Consider the following 19,449-nt stretch of genomic DNA (forward strand, 5'->3'; position numbering starts at 1 on the left):
ATGCTAGTTTATGCAATTTATTTGAATATTAAGATTTTTTAACTCTTGAAGTGATATTCTTGGGTTTTGCTTTTTTACTAATTTCTCTACCACCAATGTAGCAACTTTTTGAGCGTCTTCATAATTGCAAAATGATTGATTCTTTTGAATAACCGGTATAAAGTCCTGTTTTATTAAGGTTTTTTGATGATATTGAATACTATAGCCATATCCACTTTCTACCTGATACACTTGCGTTTCAAATTCAAGAATTGGTTTATTGGTTATAGTTTTAAACATTATAAAACCACACAATAATGTGCTTATTACTAAAACCAAAACTATAATGTATTTTATTTTAAATTTCATTTTATAAGGCATAAAAAACCCAAAGCATACTTCCTATTATAAACAATAGTTTGAGATGCTTTGGGGTGTCAATCAAAACTACTAAATCAAATAATCAAATTAATCCCTTTTATATTACTTGTTAATCTTCATCGTCGTAATCCATTTGCGGATAGACTTCGTAAACGTCGTCTAAATACAAGCTTCCGGTACGCCCCATCAACACAAAACCTCTACTTCCATTTGAAAATGCTACCGCATCCTGACGCACTGTAGCTTCTATAGATGTTATATTTTCCCAATCATCGGCAATAGGGTCGTATTCCCATATGGTACCAAGCGCTCCTCCATAGTACCCTGTTGCAATATACCCCAGGCCATCTAAACTAAACCCTACTGCATTGGAACGAACAATAACATAATCGTCTTCTTCATCAAGGTCATTCATTCTTGTCCAGACTTCAGTTTCCGGATCAAATTGCCAGAAATCTACTTTATACTGTCCGTTGCTTATTCCGGTTCCTAAATACACCTTATTATCTATAATAAACGATGTTGCATCGATACGTTTTTCTCCTCCAAAACCTACGAGTTCAGACCAGGTATCGGTTGTTGGGTCATATTTCCAGAAATCCTTTTTATCATTATCTCCATCGTTTCCGGTTCCTATATAACCTTTTCCATTTACTCCAAACTCTACGGCTGCGCGTCTTACACCTCCACCAAAATCAGCTTTCTCTGTCCAGGCATTCGTGGTCGGGTTGTATTCCCAAAAATCGCCCAATTCGTCATTACCATCATAACCAACACCTACATATCCTTTATCATCTATAGCAAATCCAGATGCCGAGCTTCTTCCTGCTCCTGGAAAATCGGCTTTTTGTACCCAATAGTTTCCTTCTATATTATACTGCCAGAAATCGTTTAAATAATCGTCACCATCATATCCAGTTCCCATATAGCCTAAATCGTCAATGGTAAAGCTTATGGCATTACTTCGTGGAGTACCATCGAACACCGAACGCTCCTGCCAGTTTCCGCGGTCTTCACTATCATCATCTCCAGAACATCCTGTAAAAGAAAACGACAAGATTAACATGGCTAATAGAACTGTTGTATTGTTTTTCATAATCAATTTTTTGAGTTGTTTATAGATTGAATTGTTATTCTGCTTTCAAAATCTCCTCAAAACTATTTTTAACATCTCACAACTAAAAACTTAATCGCTATTCCCATAAATAGTCTATACCAACACGGTTTTTTTTTCTACGAACAAGGGGAATCAAGATTAATAGATAAAATTTTAGTGTTTGCCTAGACATCAGCTTATTTGGTATAACATTTTTTACCCGCCTTCATCTATTATATATGTTCGCTTAAATTCTAATTTAATATGACAATCAAACAAACTTTTACACTTCCTATACTCACAATTATTTTATTGTGCTTTTGTGTTGCTGCCTGCAGTAAGGATGAAGAAAATTTCCCTGTAGGTGAAGACTGGATAAACCTTGATACTAATGTTTATTTTATCGACACACTTACTTTAAATACCAGTACATTTAAATTTGATTCTATTATTGTTTCTGGAACCGAAAGACTTTTGGTTGGCGCTTACAACGATCCTGTTTTTGGCACAGTAAAAAGCAAAAGCTACATACAATTAGATAATACCGAATACAGCCTGGACAGCGATGCTGTTTACGATTCTATTGCTGTTATTTTAAAATACGACGACTATTTCTATAACGATACCATTCCTCAACAAACCTTTAACATTTATAAAGTAACTGAAGACATCGAATATCAGGAAGATGCAGAAAGCTATTATAACACTTCAACTTTTAAAATTGATTCTACAATTTTAGGAACGAAAACGTTTATTGCAAAACCTAAAAAAGAAGATTCATTACATATTAGAATAAGTGACAATTTCGGAAAGGAATTATTCGATCAGATTTTAAATAATACAATCAATAATTCCGACGACTTTCAACAAGCTTACAAAGGGATACTTATAGATGCCGACATTAACAATTCTGCAATGTTAGGATTTTTAAAATCAAGCGTAGTTCGTGTATATTACACCGTTGACGAGGAGCTTGATGCCGATGAAAGCGCTTTCGATTTAACCTTTAATTCTACAAATAGTTTTCACAATGTATCCAGTAATAAAACGGGAACCGCTTTTGAAAATCTAACGAATCAAACAACCTATTTAGAAAGTTCAAAAACCAACGAAAATACCTTTACGCAGGGAGGAACAGGTATTGCCACCCGTATTGACATTCCAAATCTTGAAACCCTTTACGATATTCCAGGCACAGGGGCGATTGCCAATGCCAATATTAAATTGTCAATAAAACAGAATTCAAACACGAAAAACCTGTATACCACAGATTCTCTTTCGGTTTACATTATTGATAAAAAAGCAAATTTAATAAGCACCTTAACCGATAGCCAGGGGGCTACCGTTTTAGGAACCATTATCGATGAAGATACCGAATTCAACATCACGACCTATAACATTCCTGTTAAGTACTTTTTAAACCTAAAATTAACCAATAACAACAGTGACAACTTGTTTTTAGCTGTTTATCCAAAAGATTTCACTCAGTCTGTAAACCGATATGTTTTCTATGGTAATAACAGCACCGATAATTTAAAATCGAAACTCGAAATAACCTATGCAAGCTACGATGAATAAATATATAGTTTTAATAATAACAGCAACTGTAATCTTATCGAGTAAGGTAATAGCACAAACCAACTCGCTATCAAGTTCGCCCTACTCGTTATACGGTTTAGGAGTAAGTAATGAGGTGAGTACTGGTAAAGTTAATGGTTTAGACGGGCTTGCCATTGCCATGCCTTCAAATACCTTTATAAACAGTTCTAATCCGGCCTCTTTTGGAGCTGTTCCTTTAAATTCCTTTTTCTTTGATTTCGGACTTAAAGCTGAAACCAATACGCTTGCAGAAGGTGGCAGCAGCAATTCAAACATCATAGCTAATTTTTCAAACATTGCTTTTGCTTTTCCGGTTACAAAACACTCAGGTTTTGGAGTTACATTAATTCCGCTAACCAGTGTAGGCTATACCATTTCAAATATCAAATCGAATATTGAAGGTAGCGAAAATGGTTATTTTTTAACCGATATAACAGGTAATGGTGGTATTAATGACTTGAAATTGAATTATGGATATTCCATTACAAATAATTTCAGATTAGGTATTACCGGATCGGCTTTATTTGGAAAAATAGAACAAACCGAAACCGATTATTTACCTTCCAATAATTTAATTATTGAAGATGTTAGTAATTATTCCGGGTTTCGTTTAGGAGCAGGCTTACAGTATGATTTTTTAAAAACAGTGGCATTTGGAGCTACAGTAAATTTACCAGTTAGTCTAAACGGAAGCAAAGAAAGTACGGTTAACTTATATGATGCCGATGGAAACACCGATTTAAGTGAAACCTACGAAAAAGATATTGATGCTTTTAAATTGCCTTTAGAATATGCTTTGGGATTAAAAACAACTTTCAAAAAGTATCTGAATCTTAACCTGGACTACAAGAAGAGTTTATGGAGCGAAACCAACCAAAGTGATCAATTAGGGAATTATGTCGATCAGGATGTATTTGGTTTTGGTTTAGAGTATGCCGCAGACAAAAAACCTGGAAAGTTCTTTAAAAACATGGAATACCGTGCAGGTTATAAATTCTCTAACGGAAATCTGGAAGTTAATGATTATCGTATAAAAAATTCAACCTTCAATTTTGGCTTAGGAATACCTTTTAATAATGGAACAAGCTCTATGTTAAATATTGGATACACCTATGGCAGTAAAGGACAAATAACCAACGGACTCATTAAAGAGCATTACCATTTACTTTCAATCAATTTAAGTTTGGAAGGTATATGGTTTCAAAAAAGTAAATTTTATTAAACTTGAATATTATGGACAGAAAAAAATTTCTTAAAAACGGATTGTTAGGCTTGGGCACAATTGTAGCCTTACCTACAGCAATGAACTCATGCACAAAAGACGATAGTATTGATGCTACGAATGATAACGCTACAGACGGAAGCAACTCTTCAGGATCTGGAGATTGTACCTTATCCCCAAGTGAAACTGCAGGACCTTTCCCTATTAAGACTCCTGCCGATTTGGTAAGAGAAAATATTGTAGGCGATCGCGATGGAGTTGCCATGCTTATTAATATAACCGTTCAGGATCAAAGTGAAGATTGTGCTCCTTTAGCAGGTGTTTATGTTGATCTTTGGCATTGTGATGCCGACGGCAACTACTCAGAATATGGTGGAACCGGTATGCAATCGACAAACTATACCAATGTGCACTTTTTAAGAGGTCGTCAAACCACCGACAGCAACGGACAAGTATCATTTATTAGTATTTTTCCGGGCTGGTACAATGGTAGAGCGCCGCATATTCATATTGAAGTTTTAAAAACTAACGGAAGTTCTATTCGTGTGACCCAAATTGCCTTCCCTAAATCGATTTGCGACACGGTTTACAGTACGAGTGCGTATAAAGGAACAGCCAATATGCTTAATGAAAACGATAATGTGTTTTCAGATAGTTTAGAGGATAACATGGCAGATTCCGTAACAGGAGATACAACCAATGGTTATACCTTAACTAAAACAATTGTGGTATAATTATAATCTCGTCGTGAAAGACATGCCGAAAATACTTTAATTCAATTATCTTTGCACTTCTTAAAAAAACATCATGCGCATAGATATTATAACTGTTTTACCTGAATTATTAAGAAGTCCGTTTGAAGCCTCAATTCTAAAACGTGCTATCGAAGCTAATTTGGTTGAAGTTCACTTTCATAATTTACGTGATTTTGCGACCGATAATTATAAAAGTATAGACGATTACCAGTTTGGTGGTGGTGCAGGTATGGTAATGATGATTGAACCTATCGACAAATGTATTTCGGCATTAAAAGAAGAACGCGATTACGACGAAATTATTTATATGACGCCCGATGGTGAAACCTTAAAACAAGGTATTGCCAATCAGTTGTCATTGAAAGAAAACATTATTATTCTTTGCGGACATTACAAAGGTGTAGACCAACGAGTACGAGATCATTTTATAACACGTGAAATCTCTATTGGTGATTATGTGTTGTCTGGCGGAGAGTTAGGTGCTGCTGTTTTATGCGATGCTGTTATTCGTTTAATACCTGGTGTTTTAGGAAATGAAACCTCTGCCCTAACCGATTCTTTTCAGGATAATCTGTTAGCACCACCTATTTATACCAAGCCTCGAGAATACAAAGGTTGGAAAGTTCCCGAACTTTTATTTAGTGGTAATCTTCCTGAAATTGAAAAATGGCGTGAAGACCAGGCTTACCAAAGAACCAAAGAACGACGTCCCGATTTACTGGATGAATAATTTATTTGGTGTTAAGGATGGCAGTGACATCCTTTTGCAGCGCAAAAGATATAGCGTATAGCCTAACCCGTAGCCTAAGCGCAGGGTAACACCCTAAAAAAGCATAAAACTTTTAAATTTATACTTTTAACTTATAACTTTTTAATTATCTTTGCACCCTGTTTCGGGTTAACCTCTGGCGAAAATCGTGTATGTTGTTCTGAATTAACTATTTAAAAAATAAAGATATGGAATCTTTAGTAAAATTTGTACAAGACGAATTTGTAGCAAAAAAAGACTTTCCAGAGTTTGGAGCTGGAGACACAATTACTGTGTATTACGAAATTAAAGAGGGTAACAAAACACGTACTCAGTTCTTTAGAGGTGTTGTTATTCAAAGAAGAGGTTCAGGTGCATCTGAAACTTTTACAATTAGAAAAATGTCTGGAACTGTAGGTGTAGAGCGTATCTTCCCTATTAACTTACCAGCATTACAAAAAATTGAAGTTAATAAACGTGGTAAAGTTCGTAGAGCTAGAATTTTCTACTTTAGAGGACTTACTGGTAAAAAAGCTAGAATTAAAGAGCGTAGACACTAATCTGTCGCCTTTAAAAGCATCGAAAAGCCTTGATTTATATCAAGGCTTTTTTTATTAACAATTGTTCACAACTTGTGTTTATAATAAGTTGATAATTAAATGGTTAAAAAAATTGCAATTCTTTATTTTTTGATGTATATTAGCATAAGTTAATAATAAATCAGCAGGTTGCTTTGCGAAACACCTGTTGTACGTTATAAACTAAATAAGATAACGTTCACATTTTTAATTGTTTTTTGAGGTTTTTACCGTATCATGTGTAAGCATGTACCAAGAAACCATGAGATTATAAAAGACTATTTAGAAATAAATAGACACTGAATAATTGAAAGTCTAAACAAAACCACGATTCTAAACCAATCATGCGTTTGTTACAAGACAATGCTTTATAAAAGCTTATCGTTAGTAGCGAATAGTAAAAAGTAAATGCATCAAGAAAAACAATTTTTCGGAACATTTAGTAATAGGTCAATACATTTTGAAAATTACATGAAATGTTTCATTTAAAATAGCAACACTTGAATTGTAAAGGTTTAATGAAAATTTGAACTGATTTAGCGAAATCTAATTGATTAAGTCCTGCTATTTTAAGAAAGCCATGTCAGAGTAGATTAAATTCTGCAGTGATATGGCTTTTGTTTTTTTAGTTACCTGCCCTTTTCTTTAAAAAATTCGTAGTGCTTTCCTTCTTTTTTAAGGTTCTCTAAAAACTTCCTCTTGGAACCCTTTTAGTTTAAACGATTAATCATAAATAATCATCTATTTTTGTATATTCGCAACTCGAAAAAAATACCTAAGTTTTTTCTAATTCATTAAACTAAGTAAAATTTAAAAAAATCACTCAAGTAATGTCTAATATAATTTATACAAAAACTGATGAAGCTCCAGCTTTAGCTACGCGTTCATTCTTACCTATTGTTAAAGCTTTCGTTAAATCTTCAGGAATTAATATCGAAACTAAAGATATTTCTTTAGCCGCTAGAATCTTAGCTGTTTTCCCTGACTTTTTAAACGAAGATCAAAGAGTTTCAGATGATTTAGCACTACTAGGTGAATTAGCAAAGAAGCCAGAAGCAAACATTATTAAATTACCTAATATCAGTGCTTCTATTCCGCAGTTAAAAGCCGCTATAAAAGAATTACAAGCTCAGGGGTTTGCTATTCCTAACTACCCTGATGAGCCAGCAAACGATGCTGAAAAAGATATAAAGTCACGTTACGACAAAATTAAAGGTAGTGCTGTAAACCCAGTATTACGTGAAGGTAACTCAGACAGACGTGCTCCTAAGGCCGTTAAAAACTACGCAAAAAACAATCCACACTCTATGGGTGCCTGGACAAAAGATTCTAAAACGCATGTAGCAACTATGGAATCTGGTGATTTCGCTCACAATGAAAAATCATTAACCTTACCGGAAGCAACAACTATTAAAATTGTTCATACAGACGATAATGGTACTGAAACAGTATTAAAAGATAGCTTCGCTATTCAAAAAGGTGAAATTATTGATGCTACAGTAATGAATAAAAAAGCTTTAATCAGCTTTTTTGAAAACCAAGTAGCCGATGCTAAAGCTAACAATGTATTGTTTTCATTACATATGAAAGCAACCATGATGAAAGTTAGTGACCCTATTATTTTTGGTTACGCTGTAAAAATCTTCTTTAAAGATGTATTCGCTAAGCATGGAGAAACTTTAGAGCAAATTGGTGTTGACGTAAACAGTGGTTTTGGAAACTTAGTTGAAAAAATACAAGAGTTACCAGAAGTAAAACGTAACGAAATTCAGGCTGATATCGACGCTGTTTTTGCTAACGGACCAGCTTTAGCTATGGTAAACAGTGATAAAGGCATTACTAACTTACACGTACCAAGTGATGTTATTATCGATGCGTCTATGCCTGCCATGATTCGTACATCTGGGCAAATGTGGAATGCTGAAGGTAAATTACAAGATACTAAAGCAGTAATTCCAGATAGTAGCTATGCAGGTGTTTATGCTGCAACTATCGATTTCTGTAAAGAAAACGGTGCTTTCGATCCAACCACTATGGGAACTGTTCCTAACGTTGGTTTAATGGCTCAAAAAGCTGAAGAATACGGATCACACGATAAAACATTCGAAATCGCATCTAACGGAAAAGTATCTGTTATTGATGCGAACGGAAATACTTTATTAGAGCACAACGTTGAAGAAGGCGATATCTGGAGAATGTGTCAAACTAAAGATGCACCTATTCAGGACTGGGTAAAATTAGCTGTTACCAGAGCTAAAGCCTCAGAAACTCCTGCAGTATTCTGGTTAGACGAAAACAGAGCTCACGATGCCGAGTTAATCAAAAAAGTAAATACCTACTTAAAAGATTACGATACAACCGGATTAGATTTAAGAATCTTATCGCCAATTGAAGCTACAAAATTCACTTGCCAAAGACTTAAAGACGGTTTAGATACCATTTCTGTTTCAGGGAACGTATTACGTGATTACTTAACCGATTTATTCCCGATTTTAGAAGTTGGTACCAGTGCAAAAATGTTATCTATTGTTCCTTTAATGAATGGTGGTGGCTTATTTGAAACAGGTGCTGGTGGATCGGCTCCTAAACACGTACAACAGTTATTAGAAGAAAACCACTTACGTTGGGATTCTTTAGGAGAGTTCTTAGCACTTGCAGTTTCTTTAGAGCACTTTAGCGAAGTTAACAATAACGCAAAAGCTAAAGTTTTAAGTGAAACTTTAGATGACGCAACAAGTTCTTTATTAGAAAACAAAAAAGGACCATCAAGAAGTGCTGGTGAATTAGACAACAGAGGTAGTCACTTCTACTTAGCTATGTATTGGGCTCAAGAATTAGCAAAACAAACAAAAGATGCTGATTTAAAAGCTGAATTCGAGCCAATTGCTAAACAATTAGCCGAAAACGAAGTAGAAATTATTAAGGAGCTAACCGATATTCAAGGGAAACCTGTAAGTATTGGTGGTTATTACGAACCAAGCGAAGAATTAGTGAATCAAGTAATGCGACCAAGTGCTACACTTAATAGCATTTTAGCTTAATTGAATTATTACATTTATAAAAAAAGCTCCTAGAAATGGGAGCTTTTTTTATTTCTTTAAACTTAAGAAAATGACAGAAACTACAAGTGAATTTAAAATGTTAAAATAAAAAAAAGTGTATTTTTGGTGCATGAGTTTTACTAAAACAACCGAACAGGATTCCAATTACAATCATTTAGAAAAAATGAGTGTAAAGGAACTGTTAAGCAACATTAATAAGGAAGATAAAACAGTACCTAATGCTGTTGAAGATGCCCTTCCTGAAATTGAAAACCTTGTAACAGTAATTGTCGAGAAACTGAAGCAGGGTGGCCGATTATTTTACATTGGAGCCGGAACCAGCGGACGACTAGGTATTTTAGATGCCTCGGAATGTCCACCTACTTTTGGAGTTTCTCACGATTTGGTTATTGGTCTTATCGCAGGAGGAGATACAGCTATTAGAAAAGCCGTTGAATTCGCTGAAGATTCTCAAACTCAAGGCTGGGAAGATCTGCAAGCTTATACTATTTCAGATAAAGATGTTGTGGTGGGCATAGCCGCATCAGGAACCACGCCTTATGTGATTTCAGCACTTGAAGCCTGTAACAAAAATAATATTATTACAGGTTGTATTACCTGCAATGCCAATAGCCCGTTATCGCAAACTGCTCAATTCCCTATTGAAGTGATTGTAGGCCCTGAGTTCGTTACCGGAAGTTCTAGAATGAAAGCAGGTACAGCTCAAAAGCTTGTTCTAAACATGATTACAACCTCTACCATGATTCAATTAGGACATATTAAAGGTAATAAGATGGTCGATATGCAATTAAGCAACAATAAGCTGGTTGACCGGGGTACCAAAATGATTATGGCCGAACTCAATATTTCTGAAGACGAAGCTAAAACTTTATTAAACACATATAAAAACGTACGCACAGCTATAAAAAACTACAACAATGGAAGAAACTAACAGAACAGATAAAAAAGTATTATTCAGAGGCATTAAATTATTAGTATTTGCTTTATTAAGCCTTTTTATGGGGCCTGTTTTATTAACATTTGCCCTATCAGACAAGGAAAACTCACTTTATCTTCCTTTGTTAATTATTGCCAGTCTTATTTGTGCTATGGCTGTCTTTTTAGTATTTAAAGGCATTAAAATTATTATGTCCAGTATGTTTAAAAAATAACATACTCATTTATAGAAAAATACTGGTTTAGGTGTTGTTGGGTTATACCCGAAATCTAAATCGGTAATAGATATTTCTAATCCGCTTAAAATATAGTTTATAATAGCATAATGGTGAATGGTGTGACTGTTGGCCTGCGATAATAACGCCCCTATGGTATAGGGGATTTCTATCTTTCCCTGCCCTAAATCATCTGTTACCAAAACAGTTTTACTTATATGGTTGTTAAATGTATTTAAATTGTTTATCAATAATTTCAGGTACGCTTTAGCTTCTAAACAGTCCTGCTCTACTTTTTTATTTCTACTTCGGGCGGTTAAATCAATTTTATTATCTGCATTCAAATTAAAAATACAGTCATAAAAATCCAATATGTGCCTGATATGGGTTCCTATAGATGAAAAATAAGGGGGTATTGATGTGTCTCTTAATTGTTCATTAGTTAAACTATCCAGAATAATTTCTGTTTTTTCAAGAGTTTTTAAAGTAGATTCTATTAAGCCATTCATAGTTTGTAATTTAATCAAATTAATCAATTAAAAAAATACTTACAATATTTAATCTATAACCACTAATATCTAAACTACTATAATTAAATAAGTTATTAAAATTCATTATATTGGTGTAAGTCTTGTTTCATAAAACTCTTACATAAGTTTGGTGGCTTACTTCAAAAAAATAATTACAAATACCATATGGATGCATTTTGCAATTTACTGTTGCATGTCGTTATATGCACAAGAAATTTCCTTAGTTCAATCAGACACCTTTACACCTCAAAAACAATTCTCTTTTAAAACCTTAACTATTAATGACGGATTATCACAAAACAGTGTAATTAGCATAGCCCAGGATAGTATTGGCTATTTATGGCTCGCCACCCAGGATGGATTAAACAGGTATAACGGACGAGATTTTAAGCATTACGATAAACAGTTTGAAGACATTACCCGATCTACTTTCAGCAAACTTGGTAAAGTTTATATTGATAAACAGAATAGACTTTGGATTATTACGCATTCGGGAAAACTAGAATTGTATCAGCCTAAAACTGACGATTTCAAACACATAAAACTTAAGTTTGATGTTAGTAACATATTTCAGGATAAACAGTATAATCTATATATAGGAACCTACAATAAAGGGGTTTTTAAAATTGATGCTCATACCAAGGACACTATTCAATTACTTCATGACGAAGATAAAAACAGAACCATTTACCACTTTTTAGAAGATGATAATAAGCTAGTAGCCACCGGCTCTGGAATTGTTTTGCATATTGGTAAAAACAACGATTATAAAACCATTCCTGTCGAAAATTTAGAAATAACCAATTACAGTACCCTTGAAAAAGGACAGGATGAAACTTTTTGGTTAGGTTCTTTTGGTAATGGTTTATTTTACAAACCAAAAGATTCTCAATCCTTCCTTAAATATGAAAACAACCATATTCCCGGAAATTTGAATATTGAAGATTTATTAATAGACAGTAAGTCCAGGTTATGGATTGCTACATATGGTAACGGTGTTTATTTAATAGATTTTAAAACCAACACCGTTAAAAATTTTAAAGCCAACAAAAACAACCCATTTGCCATTCATTATAATGATATGCTTTCTCTATACGAAGACTCCACAGAAACCATTTGGTTCGGCTCTGATGGTACTGGAGCCAGTTATTACGATGCGCATCTTATAAAGTTTAATATTTTAACCAATAATCAGGTTCCTAAATCGGTAAATGTTGATATGGTACGCTGTATCACCACAGATCGTCAAAACAATATTTGGATAGGAACATCCGGAAAGGGACTCACCGTAGTAGATTTAAAAAAGGAAACTTATCAAACCTATACCACAGAAAATTCTAATATAGCCAGTAATCGAATTATAAGCACCTGTTTTATTAATAATGACTTATGGATTGGGCACCAAGGCTATGGATTAAATATTCTTGATACCAATGGTACCTTTAAATATTTTCCTGAGTTAAAAAACCATACTGTTTGGCGAATTATTCAAACAACAGACTTCCAGGCATGGTTGTGCACAGAGCGCCATGGCATTATCCTTTTCGATAAAAACAAAGGGATTATAAAGGAATATAATACTAGTAATTCCGATTTAATTACTAATAATATTAGAGCTTTGGTTACTGGAAACCATAACGATATTTGGATTGGAACAGATGATAATGGCCTTTTTAAGTTAAATACTTTTACAGAAACGATTGATAAAATTGAAACTATAAACGACAAAATTAAATCGCTTTATTACGACAATAACACCTTATGGATTGGAACAAACGGAAATGGACTTAAGGTTTATGATATTGAAAAAAACACGACTGAAACCTACACAAGTCAAAATGGTTTACCCAATGATGTCGTTTACGGTATACTCCCTGATAATAATAAAAATCTATGGCTCAGTACCAACAATGGCATTAGCAAATTTAATCATATAAATTTCGAAAACTTTAGTGTTTATGATGGTTTACAAGCCAAAGAATTCAATACAGGTGCATATTACAGAGACCAGAATAACACGTTATATTTTGGTGGTTTGGAAGGCATCAACTGGTTTCATCCCGAACAACTTACTTTTAACACCATAAAACCTAAAACCATAATCTCAAAGTTTGAAGTTTTCTCAAAACCAAGAGCGCTAGAATCCGGCTTAAATTTAAACTACAAGGAAAACACAATAACCTTTAGCTTTTCAAGTCTTCACTTTTCACAACCAAAACGAAACCAATATAAATACCAACTGGTTAATCATGACGAAAACTGGATAATATCTGGCAATAACAATACTGCCCACTACACCAATCTTCCCCCAAACACATATACTTTTAAGGTTATTTCCTGTAATTACGATGGCGTTTGGAACAATACACCCGCCACTTACACTTTTACAATTCAACAGCCCTGGTATTTCAGTACTATGGCTGTCATATTATATATTTTACTTTTCCTTATCATAAGTTATTTAGTCTATAGTTATCTAAAATGGCGATGGCATATTAAAATGCAATTGCAATTTGAGCACGACGAAACCGAACGCTTAAAACAACTTGATAGTTTTAAAACCAAACTTTACACCAACATTTCTCACGAATTCAGAACACCACTCACATTAATTACCGGGCCTGTTGAAAAACAACTCAATAACCCCAAACTTTCTGATACAGATAAAAATGAATTAAAACTGGTACAAAGAAACTCCAAGCGTCTTTTAAACCTGGTAAATCAATTACTCGATTTATCTAAATTAGAAACGGGAAACCTAACGCTATCCGTTAGTCAGGATAATTTGGGATTATTCTTAAGGCAGTTAGTAAAAGGCTTTCAATTTAAAGCGGAAGAAAAAAATATAGACTTCACTTATAATATTTCTCCAATTCGCGAAGCCTGGTTCGATAAGGATGTGGTTGAAAAAATTGTAACCAACTTACTTGCTAATGCTATAAAATATGCTCCTGAAAATGGAATAGTTTCTTTCCATGTCAGTCAGCAGCAAGGAGAAATTATCATAACAATAGTTAATAATGGCAATACCATATCCAATGAAAATATAAGTAAACTATTTCAGCGTTATTACCAGGATAACAAATCATCCGATGGTGTTGGCATCGGGTTATCTTTGGTTAAAGAACTTACGGTTTTATCACATGGTAATATTGTAGCACATACATTAAACGAAGACGACATTCAGTTTACAGTAACGCTTCCTATTGCACGTTCCTTCTTTAATGCTAACGAAATTGCAAACAAGCCTGTTCCTAATACCTTTGATGATTTAGAAGAACAAAATCAATCGGAAAATTTAAAAAATAATGAGAAACCTTTAATGTTAATTGTAGAAGATGATGAAGACATTCGAATATTTCTTAACTCTATTTTTCGAGACGATTACACTATTGAAGAAGCCGAAAATGGGGAACTAGGCATAAAAAAAGCCTTAAAAATTATTCCTGATATCATTATTAGCGACGTCATGATGCCAAAAACCGATGGTGTAATTCTATGCAAGACTTTAAAACAAGACGAGCGTACCAATCATATTCCAATCGTATTATTAACGGCTAAAAGTGGAACCACTTTTGAAATTGAAGGTCTAAAAACCGGTGCCGATGATTATATTGAAAAACCTTTTCATAGCGAAAAACTAAAAATCAAGGCCCGTAATCTTATTGAATCCAGACAAAAACTGCAACAACGCTACAGTCAAAATTTTGAGCTGAATGAAATTGCCGTAACCGGTGTTGATCAACAGTTTTTTAATAAAATTCAGGAGGTTTTAAATGAACATATAACTGATAGTCAATTTAATTCGGAAGATTTTAGCAAAAAAATGCTCATGAGTCGTATGCAGTTACACCGAAAATTAAAAGCCTTAACCGGATTAACAACGACTGAGTTCATTAGATCTGAACGGCTTAAGCTTGCAGAAAAACTATTAACCACATCAGACTTAACAGTTTCTGAGATTGCCTATCAGGTGGGCTTCAATACACCATCTTATTTTATTAAATGTTTCAAAGAAAAGCACAACCAAACACCTTCAGAATACAGCTCGAAATAGTTAAAGTTCACATTTTATATACCTTGTTACATTTATCATATCTTCTGTTACATACGTGATATAGCTTTTTCTACTTCTTCTATAATTTTACATCAAGCAATAAAAAATATAATCAGTTATTTATCTCCCTACCCTAAGAACCAAATGTTCAAAACTGATGACATAAAAAAAGAAGATAATCAAACTATCTACTTAAGTATTGATCACCTAAATAAGGGACAATACATATTTAATATTATGCTTGACAACAAGGTTTTAAAATCTATCAAAATCGATAAGGACACTTAAAAATATATAAAGAAGCTATTAATCAGGGTAAAAAGAGAATAATGAAAATATAAAATTTGGAATTATTCTCTTTTTTTAATTCGCTCAATCATGAAATCAAGATTCACCTTTTTCTTGAGTATAATGCTTTTTATGAGCTATTCATCAGAAGCACAACTCTTAAAAAAATTAAAAGAAAAAGCTCAACAGGCCGTAGAACGGACAGTCCTAAAAAAAACCGATGAAGTAGTTACTGAAACAACAGAAATTACCATTGATGGCATCACTGGATCTAATAAAACAGACAGCGATTCACAAAAGACGACATCAAATAACGAAGCTTTTGCGATACATACCGAAGACAAAAAGAAATTCTTTAAAGAAGATGTTATTATAAAAATGCATGAGAATGGCAATCTTAATCAAACTCAATATTTCGACGCAAATACAATTGCTGTAAGATTAGACAATCCGAAACAATCGCAACCCGGATTCATAGACAGTGAAGGTTTTATATATACCAACAATAATGGGGAATATACCAAAAGTTCTATTATAGCCTTACAAAGTCAAGGTATGATGGTACCAACTATGATACTTGATGCTTATAAACTCCCTCCTGAACCTTTTTTGGCACAGCTTCAAAAACAACAAGATTTAGGTATGACGGCAAACCCATTCAACGGCATTGTAGAATTTGCTTTTATCTATAAACCTGAAAATTTTAGATACAGCGATTTTAAAGAGTCTAAACAGAGTTTCAATGGAAAAAATTATACCAAGTTCACCTTCTTAAATGAACCTGGCTATGACGGCAGTTATGTGCTTTTTGATGACCAGGACAGACTTGTAGAAATATATAATAAAATATCAACAGTTAATCAGTCAACAAATCCTGTCAATATTGCTTCACGATCTCCTGGAGAAAGCTTACTAAACTACAACTACAGTGCCGTTGAAGTAAATCTTCCAGAAGCTAGAGAAGTTAAAATGTCCGGCCAAGGTCTTATGGAAGGAGTAATGGGTAATATCGTAAGAGGAGAATCATTTGAAAAAAATGAAATAGATGAAGATGATTACAACACAAATAACTCAAAAGGTATGGTTAAATCCAATCAACAAACGCTCAACAATCATAAAGTTACTGTAAAAGATTTACCCGATTCATATGATTTTGATTGGAAGTACGAAACAAATATGATCATAGAATCTAATAAAAAAGAAGAAATAAACATGGTCTTTTTAATTAAACAAGGAGTCAATTATCAAGCTAGCCAAATAACAGATAATAAATCTAAAGACATGGGTAAATCTACTATGATTTTTGACTCAAACTTAAAGACAATGATTATGCTAACTGAAGTACAAGAAAATACAATACTTCAATTATTTCCTATACCAGATACTAAAAAAGAAAGCAATAAACCAACTTATAAAATGACAGCTTTACCAAATAAAACTGTAATGGGATTTAACTGTATGGGAAGTAAAATGGAGGACGACAGATATATTATAACCGTATATCACACCAGAGAAACCCCTGTTAAATTAAGTAATTTTCTAAGCTTTAATACTAAACAACATTCAAACCTCTACGAAATAGATCCCAGAATATTAAAACAATTTAGTGATGGTTTTATTACAGAAATGCAACTTGTAGACAAAAAGAAATCGAAAAACAATACAACAATTATAGGTAAATCACTAAAACGAGAAAAAACAGAAATCAAAAAAAGTGATTATCAAGTAATAGATATGTTTACTGGTAAAAATTAATTCTCTAAAACAAACAAAAAAGCCTTTATCATTATCGATAAAGGCTTTTTGATATTTGAAGTTTTGTGACCAGGCTGGGGTTCGAACCCAGGACCCTAACATTAAAAGTGTTATGCTCTACCAGCTGAGCTACCTAGTCTTTCATGGCTCGTGTCTCTGTCATTACACAAGGCATATAATAAAAAATCCTCAGTCTATTCTATAAGACTGAGGATCAAAAAAGGCAACGACCTACTCTCCCACAAATGGCAGTACCATCGGCGCTAACGGGCTTAACTTCTCTGTTCGGAATGGTAAGAGGTGAGCCCCGTCGCTATAATCACCTTAAATTTTAGGTTGGTGTAACTTACATCAACCGCGCATCACGCGCTAATATTTTAACATATTGAAAAAAGAACCATATCGGTTAGATACTATTTAAAAAATCTGTACTCTTAAAAAAAACAGGCGTACAATAAGCCTATGGGTTATTAGTACTACTCGGCTATGACATTACTGCCTTTACACCTGTAGCCTATCAACGTGGTCATCTCCCACGACCCTTTAAAGAAATCTCATCTTGTGGTGGGTTTCGCGCTTATATGCTTTCAGCGCTTATCCCTTCCCAACGTAGCTACTCTGCAATGCCGCTGGCGCGACAACAGATACACCAGAGGTTAGTCCAACTCGGTCCTCTCGTACTAGAGTCAGATCCACTCAAATTTCTAACGCCCACTGTAGATAGAGACCGAACTGTCTCACGACGTTCTGAACCCAGCTCGCGTGCCACTTTAATGGGCGAACAGCCCAACCCTTGGGACCTTCTCCAGCCCCAGGATGTGACGAGCCGACATCGAGGTGCCAAACCCCCCCGTCGATATGAGCTCTTGGGGGAGATCAGCCTGTTATCCCCGGCGTACCTTTTATCCTTTGAGCGATGGCCCTTCCATGCGGAACCACCGGATCACTATGCTCTTGTTTCCAACCTGATCGACTTGTAGGTCTCTCAGTCAAGCACCCTTATGCCATTGCACTCTACGCACGGTTACCAAGCGTGCTGAGGGTACCTTTAGAAGCCTCCGTTACTCTTTTGGAGGCGACCACCCCAGTCAAACTACCCACCAAGCACTGTCCCCTCGTCGAGGGTTAGACTCTAGATAAGCAAAGGGTGGTATTTCAACAATGACTCCCCGAATCCTGGCGAACCCGGTTCAAAGTCTCCCACCTATCCTACACATTACTTATCCAAAACCAATACTAAGCTATAGTAAAGGTGCACGGGGTCTTTTCGTCCCACAGCGGGTAATCGGCATCTTCACCGATACTACAATTTCACCGAGCTCATGGCTGAGACAGTGTCCAGATCGTTGCACCATTCGTGCAGGTCGGAACTTACCCGACAAGGAATTTCGCTACCTTAGGACCGTTATAGTTACGGCCGCCGTTTACTGGGGCTTCATTTAAGACCTTCGGATTACTCCTAAGCCCTCCACTTAACCTTCCAGCACCGGGCAGGTGTCAGGCCATATACGTCATCTTTCAATTTAGCATAGCCCTGTGTTTTTGATAAACAGTCGCCTGGACCTTTTCACTGCGGCCCCACCGGAGTGGGGCGACCCTTCTCCCGAAGTTACGGGTCTATTTTGCCTAATTCCTTAGCCATGAATCTCTCGAGCTCCTTAGAATACTCATCCCAACTACCTGTGTCGGTTTAGGGTACGGGCTGCTTCTCTCGCTTTTCTTGGAAGTCGCTACTCTGGATTATCACTGCAGCCGAAGCCTTAGTGTACTATCGCGGTGTTACCACTCGCTTCAACGAACTATTCCGTCAGTTCGCACCAAATTTACGCCTCCGTCACTTTTAATAAGAGCAGGTACAGGAATATTAACCTGTTGTCCATCCACTACCCCTTTCGGGTTCGCGTTAGGTCCCGACTAACCCTCAGCTGATTAGCATAGCTGAGGAAACCTTAGTTTTTCGGAGTGCGGGTTTCTCGCCCGCATTATCGTTACTTATGCCTACATTTTCTTTTCTAACCAGTCCAGCATGACTCACATCACACCTTCAACCCTGTTAGAATGCTCCCCTACCAGTTATAATAAATTATAAATCCATAGCTTCGGTAGTATACTTATGCCCGATTATTATCCATGCCGAACCGCTCGACTAGTGAGCTGTTACGCACTCTTTAAATGAATGGCTGCTTCCAAGCCAACATCCTAGCTGTCAAAGCAGTTCAACCGCGTTTTTTCAACTTAGCATACATTT

13 protein-coding genes, 1 tRNA gene and 2 rRNA genes (1 of these 16 running past the window's edge) are annotated in these 19,449 nt (G+C 35.2%); 10 read left to right on the forward strand and 6 right to left on the reverse strand.

Annotated elements, in window-relative coordinates; genetic code table 11:
• Positions 1-3 precede the first annotated feature (3 nt).
• Positions 4-279, reverse strand: coding sequence for a DUF4907 domain-containing protein (locus tag R1X58_RS00075; RefSeq protein WP_317293000.1), 276 nt, complete (start codon positions 277-279; stop codon positions 4-6).
• Positions 280-469: 190 nt separating this feature from the next.
• The gene (locus R1X58_RS00080; protein ID WP_240573430.1) at positions 470-1,456 is read right to left on the reverse strand and encodes a Kelch repeat-containing protein; all 987 of its coding nucleotides are present in this window, start codon (positions 1,454-1,456) and stop codon (positions 470-472) included.
• A 264-nt stretch (positions 1,457-1,720) separates the two neighbouring features.
• Between R1X58_RS00080 and R1X58_RS00085 the strand changes: the two genes are divergently transcribed.
• The 8 genes from R1X58_RS00085 to R1X58_RS00120 all read left to right on the forward strand — a co-directional run bounded on the left by R1X58_RS00085 (position 1,721) and on the right by R1X58_RS00120 (position 10,571).
• Entirely contained in the window at positions 1,721-3,034 is a 1,314-nt protein-coding gene (locus R1X58_RS00085; RefSeq protein ID WP_240573432.1) for a DUF4270 family protein, read from the forward strand.
• Complete coding sequence (locus R1X58_RS00090) at positions 3,027-4,277, forward strand: hypothetical protein (RefSeq protein WP_240573434.1); 1,251 nt, start codon at positions 3,027-3,029, stop codon at positions 4,275-4,277. The genes R1X58_RS00085 and R1X58_RS00090 overlap by 8 nt, the downstream gene beginning before the upstream one ends.
• Positions 4,278-4,288: 11 nt before the next feature.
• On the forward strand, positions 4,289-5,011 hold the full coding sequence (locus tag R1X58_RS00095; RefSeq protein WP_240573436.1) for a dioxygenase family protein: 723 nt from the start codon (positions 4,289-4,291) through the stop codon (positions 5,009-5,011).
• Between the two features lie 73 nt (positions 5,012-5,084).
• Complete coding sequence (trmD, locus tag R1X58_RS00100) at positions 5,085-5,762, forward strand: tRNA (guanosine(37)-N1)-methyltransferase TrmD (RefSeq protein WP_240573438.1); 678 nt, start codon at positions 5,085-5,087, stop codon at positions 5,760-5,762.
• A gap of 227 nt (positions 5,763-5,989) precedes the next feature.
• The gene (gene rplS / locus R1X58_RS00105; RefSeq protein ID WP_240573440.1) at positions 5,990-6,340 is read left to right on the forward strand and encodes a 50S ribosomal protein L19; all 351 of its coding nucleotides are present in this window, start codon (positions 5,990-5,992) and stop codon (positions 6,338-6,340) included.
• Positions 6,341-7,188: 848 nt separating this feature from the next.
• Positions 7,189-9,399: an NADP-dependent isocitrate dehydrogenase gene (locus tag R1X58_RS00110; RefSeq protein WP_240573442.1), complete on the forward strand. Its 2,211-nt coding sequence runs from the start codon at positions 7,189-7,191 to the stop codon at positions 9,397-9,399.
• Between the two features lie 130 nt (positions 9,400-9,529).
• Positions 9,530-10,351, forward strand: coding sequence for an N-acetylmuramic acid 6-phosphate etherase (murQ, locus tag R1X58_RS00115; protein ID WP_240573444.1), 822 nt, complete (start codon positions 9,530-9,532; stop codon positions 10,349-10,351).
• Positions 10,338-10,571 (forward strand): DUF6095 family protein, encoded by a 234-nt coding sequence (locus R1X58_RS00120; protein ID WP_240573446.1) that lies wholly within the window; start codon positions 10,338-10,340, stop codon positions 10,569-10,571. Before murQ ends, R1X58_RS00120 begins: the two co-directional genes overlap by 14 nt.
• A gap of 5 nt (positions 10,572-10,576) precedes the next feature.
• Here R1X58_RS00120 and R1X58_RS00125 read toward each other — a convergent pair whose 3' ends face one another.
• Positions 10,577-11,080, reverse strand: a complete 504-nt coding sequence (locus R1X58_RS00125) for a DinB family protein (protein WP_240573448.1) — start codon at positions 11,078-11,080, stop codon at positions 10,577-10,579.
• A 214-nt stretch (positions 11,081-11,294) separates the two neighbouring features.
• Between R1X58_RS00125 and R1X58_RS00130 the strand changes: the two genes are divergently transcribed.
• Positions 11,295-15,158 (forward strand): two-component regulator propeller domain-containing protein, encoded by a 3,864-nt coding sequence (locus tag R1X58_RS00130; RefSeq protein WP_317293001.1) that lies wholly within the window; start codon positions 11,295-11,297, stop codon positions 15,156-15,158.
• Positions 15,159-15,578: 420 nt separating this feature from the next.
• Positions 15,579-17,201, forward strand: coding sequence for a hypothetical protein (locus tag R1X58_RS00135; protein ID WP_317293002.1), 1,623 nt, complete (start codon positions 15,579-15,581; stop codon positions 17,199-17,201).
• Positions 17,202-17,267: 66 nt separating this feature from the next.
• Here R1X58_RS00135 and R1X58_RS00140 read toward each other — a convergent pair.
• The 3 genes from R1X58_RS00140 to R1X58_RS00150 all read right to left on the reverse strand — a co-directional run.
• Positions 17,268-17,340: transfer RNA gene (locus R1X58_RS00140), tRNA-Lys, on the reverse strand.
• 79 nt (positions 17,341-17,419) lie between these two features.
• Positions 17,420-17,528: ribosomal RNA gene (rrf, locus tag R1X58_RS00145) — 5S ribosomal RNA — on the reverse strand.
• A gap of 123 nt (positions 17,529-17,651) precedes the next feature.
• Positions 17,652-19,449, reverse strand: a 23S ribosomal RNA gene (locus R1X58_RS00150); it runs 1,032 nt beyond the window's last position.

This window comes from Aestuariibaculum lutulentum, assembly GCF_032926325.1.
Lineage (GTDB): Bacteria > Bacteroidota > Bacteroidia > Flavobacteriales > Flavobacteriaceae > Aestuariibaculum > Aestuariibaculum lutulentum.

Bases quoted from the DNA above. Each gene is read 5' to 3' on its own strand.
- R1X58_RS00135 (WP_317293002.1), top strand. From the start codon at position 15,579: ATGAGCTATTCATCAGAAGCACAACTCTTAAAAAAATTAAAAGAAAAA.
- R1X58_RS00130 (WP_317293001.1), top strand. From the start codon at position 11,295: ATGTCGTTATATGCACAAGAAATTTCCTTAGTTCAATCAGACACCTTT.
- R1X58_RS00075 (WP_317293000.1), bottom strand. From the start codon at position 279: ATGTTTAAAACTATAACCAATAAACCAATTCTTGAATTTGAAACGCAA.
- trmD (WP_240573438.1), top strand. From the start codon at position 5,085: ATGCGCATAGATATTATAACTGTTTTACCTGAATTATTAAGAAGTCCG.
- rplS (WP_240573440.1), top strand. From the start codon at position 5,990: ATGGAATCTTTAGTAAAATTTGTACAAGACGAATTTGTAGCAAAAAAA.
- R1X58_RS00080 (WP_240573430.1), bottom strand. From the start codon at position 1,456: ATGAAAAACAATACAACAGTTCTATTAGCCATGTTAATCTTGTCGTTT.
- murQ (WP_240573444.1), top strand. From the start codon at position 9,530: ATGAGTTTTACTAAAACAACCGAACAGGATTCCAATTACAATCATTTA.
- R1X58_RS00120 (WP_240573446.1), top strand. From the start codon at position 10,338: ATGGAAGAAACTAACAGAACAGATAAAAAAGTATTATTCAGAGGCATT.
- R1X58_RS00085 (WP_240573432.1), top strand. From the start codon at position 1,721: ATGACAATCAAACAAACTTTTACACTTCCTATACTCACAATTATTTTA.
- R1X58_RS00095 (WP_240573436.1), top strand. From the start codon at position 4,289: ATGGACAGAAAAAAATTTCTTAAAAACGGATTGTTAGGCTTGGGCACA.
- R1X58_RS00125 (WP_240573448.1), bottom strand. From the start codon at position 11,080: ATGAATGGCTTAATAGAATCTACTTTAAAAACTCTTGAAAAAACAGAA.
- R1X58_RS00090 (WP_240573434.1), top strand. From the start codon at position 3,027: ATGAATAAATATATAGTTTTAATAATAACAGCAACTGTAATCTTATCG.
- R1X58_RS00110 (WP_240573442.1), top strand. From the start codon at position 7,189: ATGTCTAATATAATTTATACAAAAACTGATGAAGCTCCAGCTTTAGCT.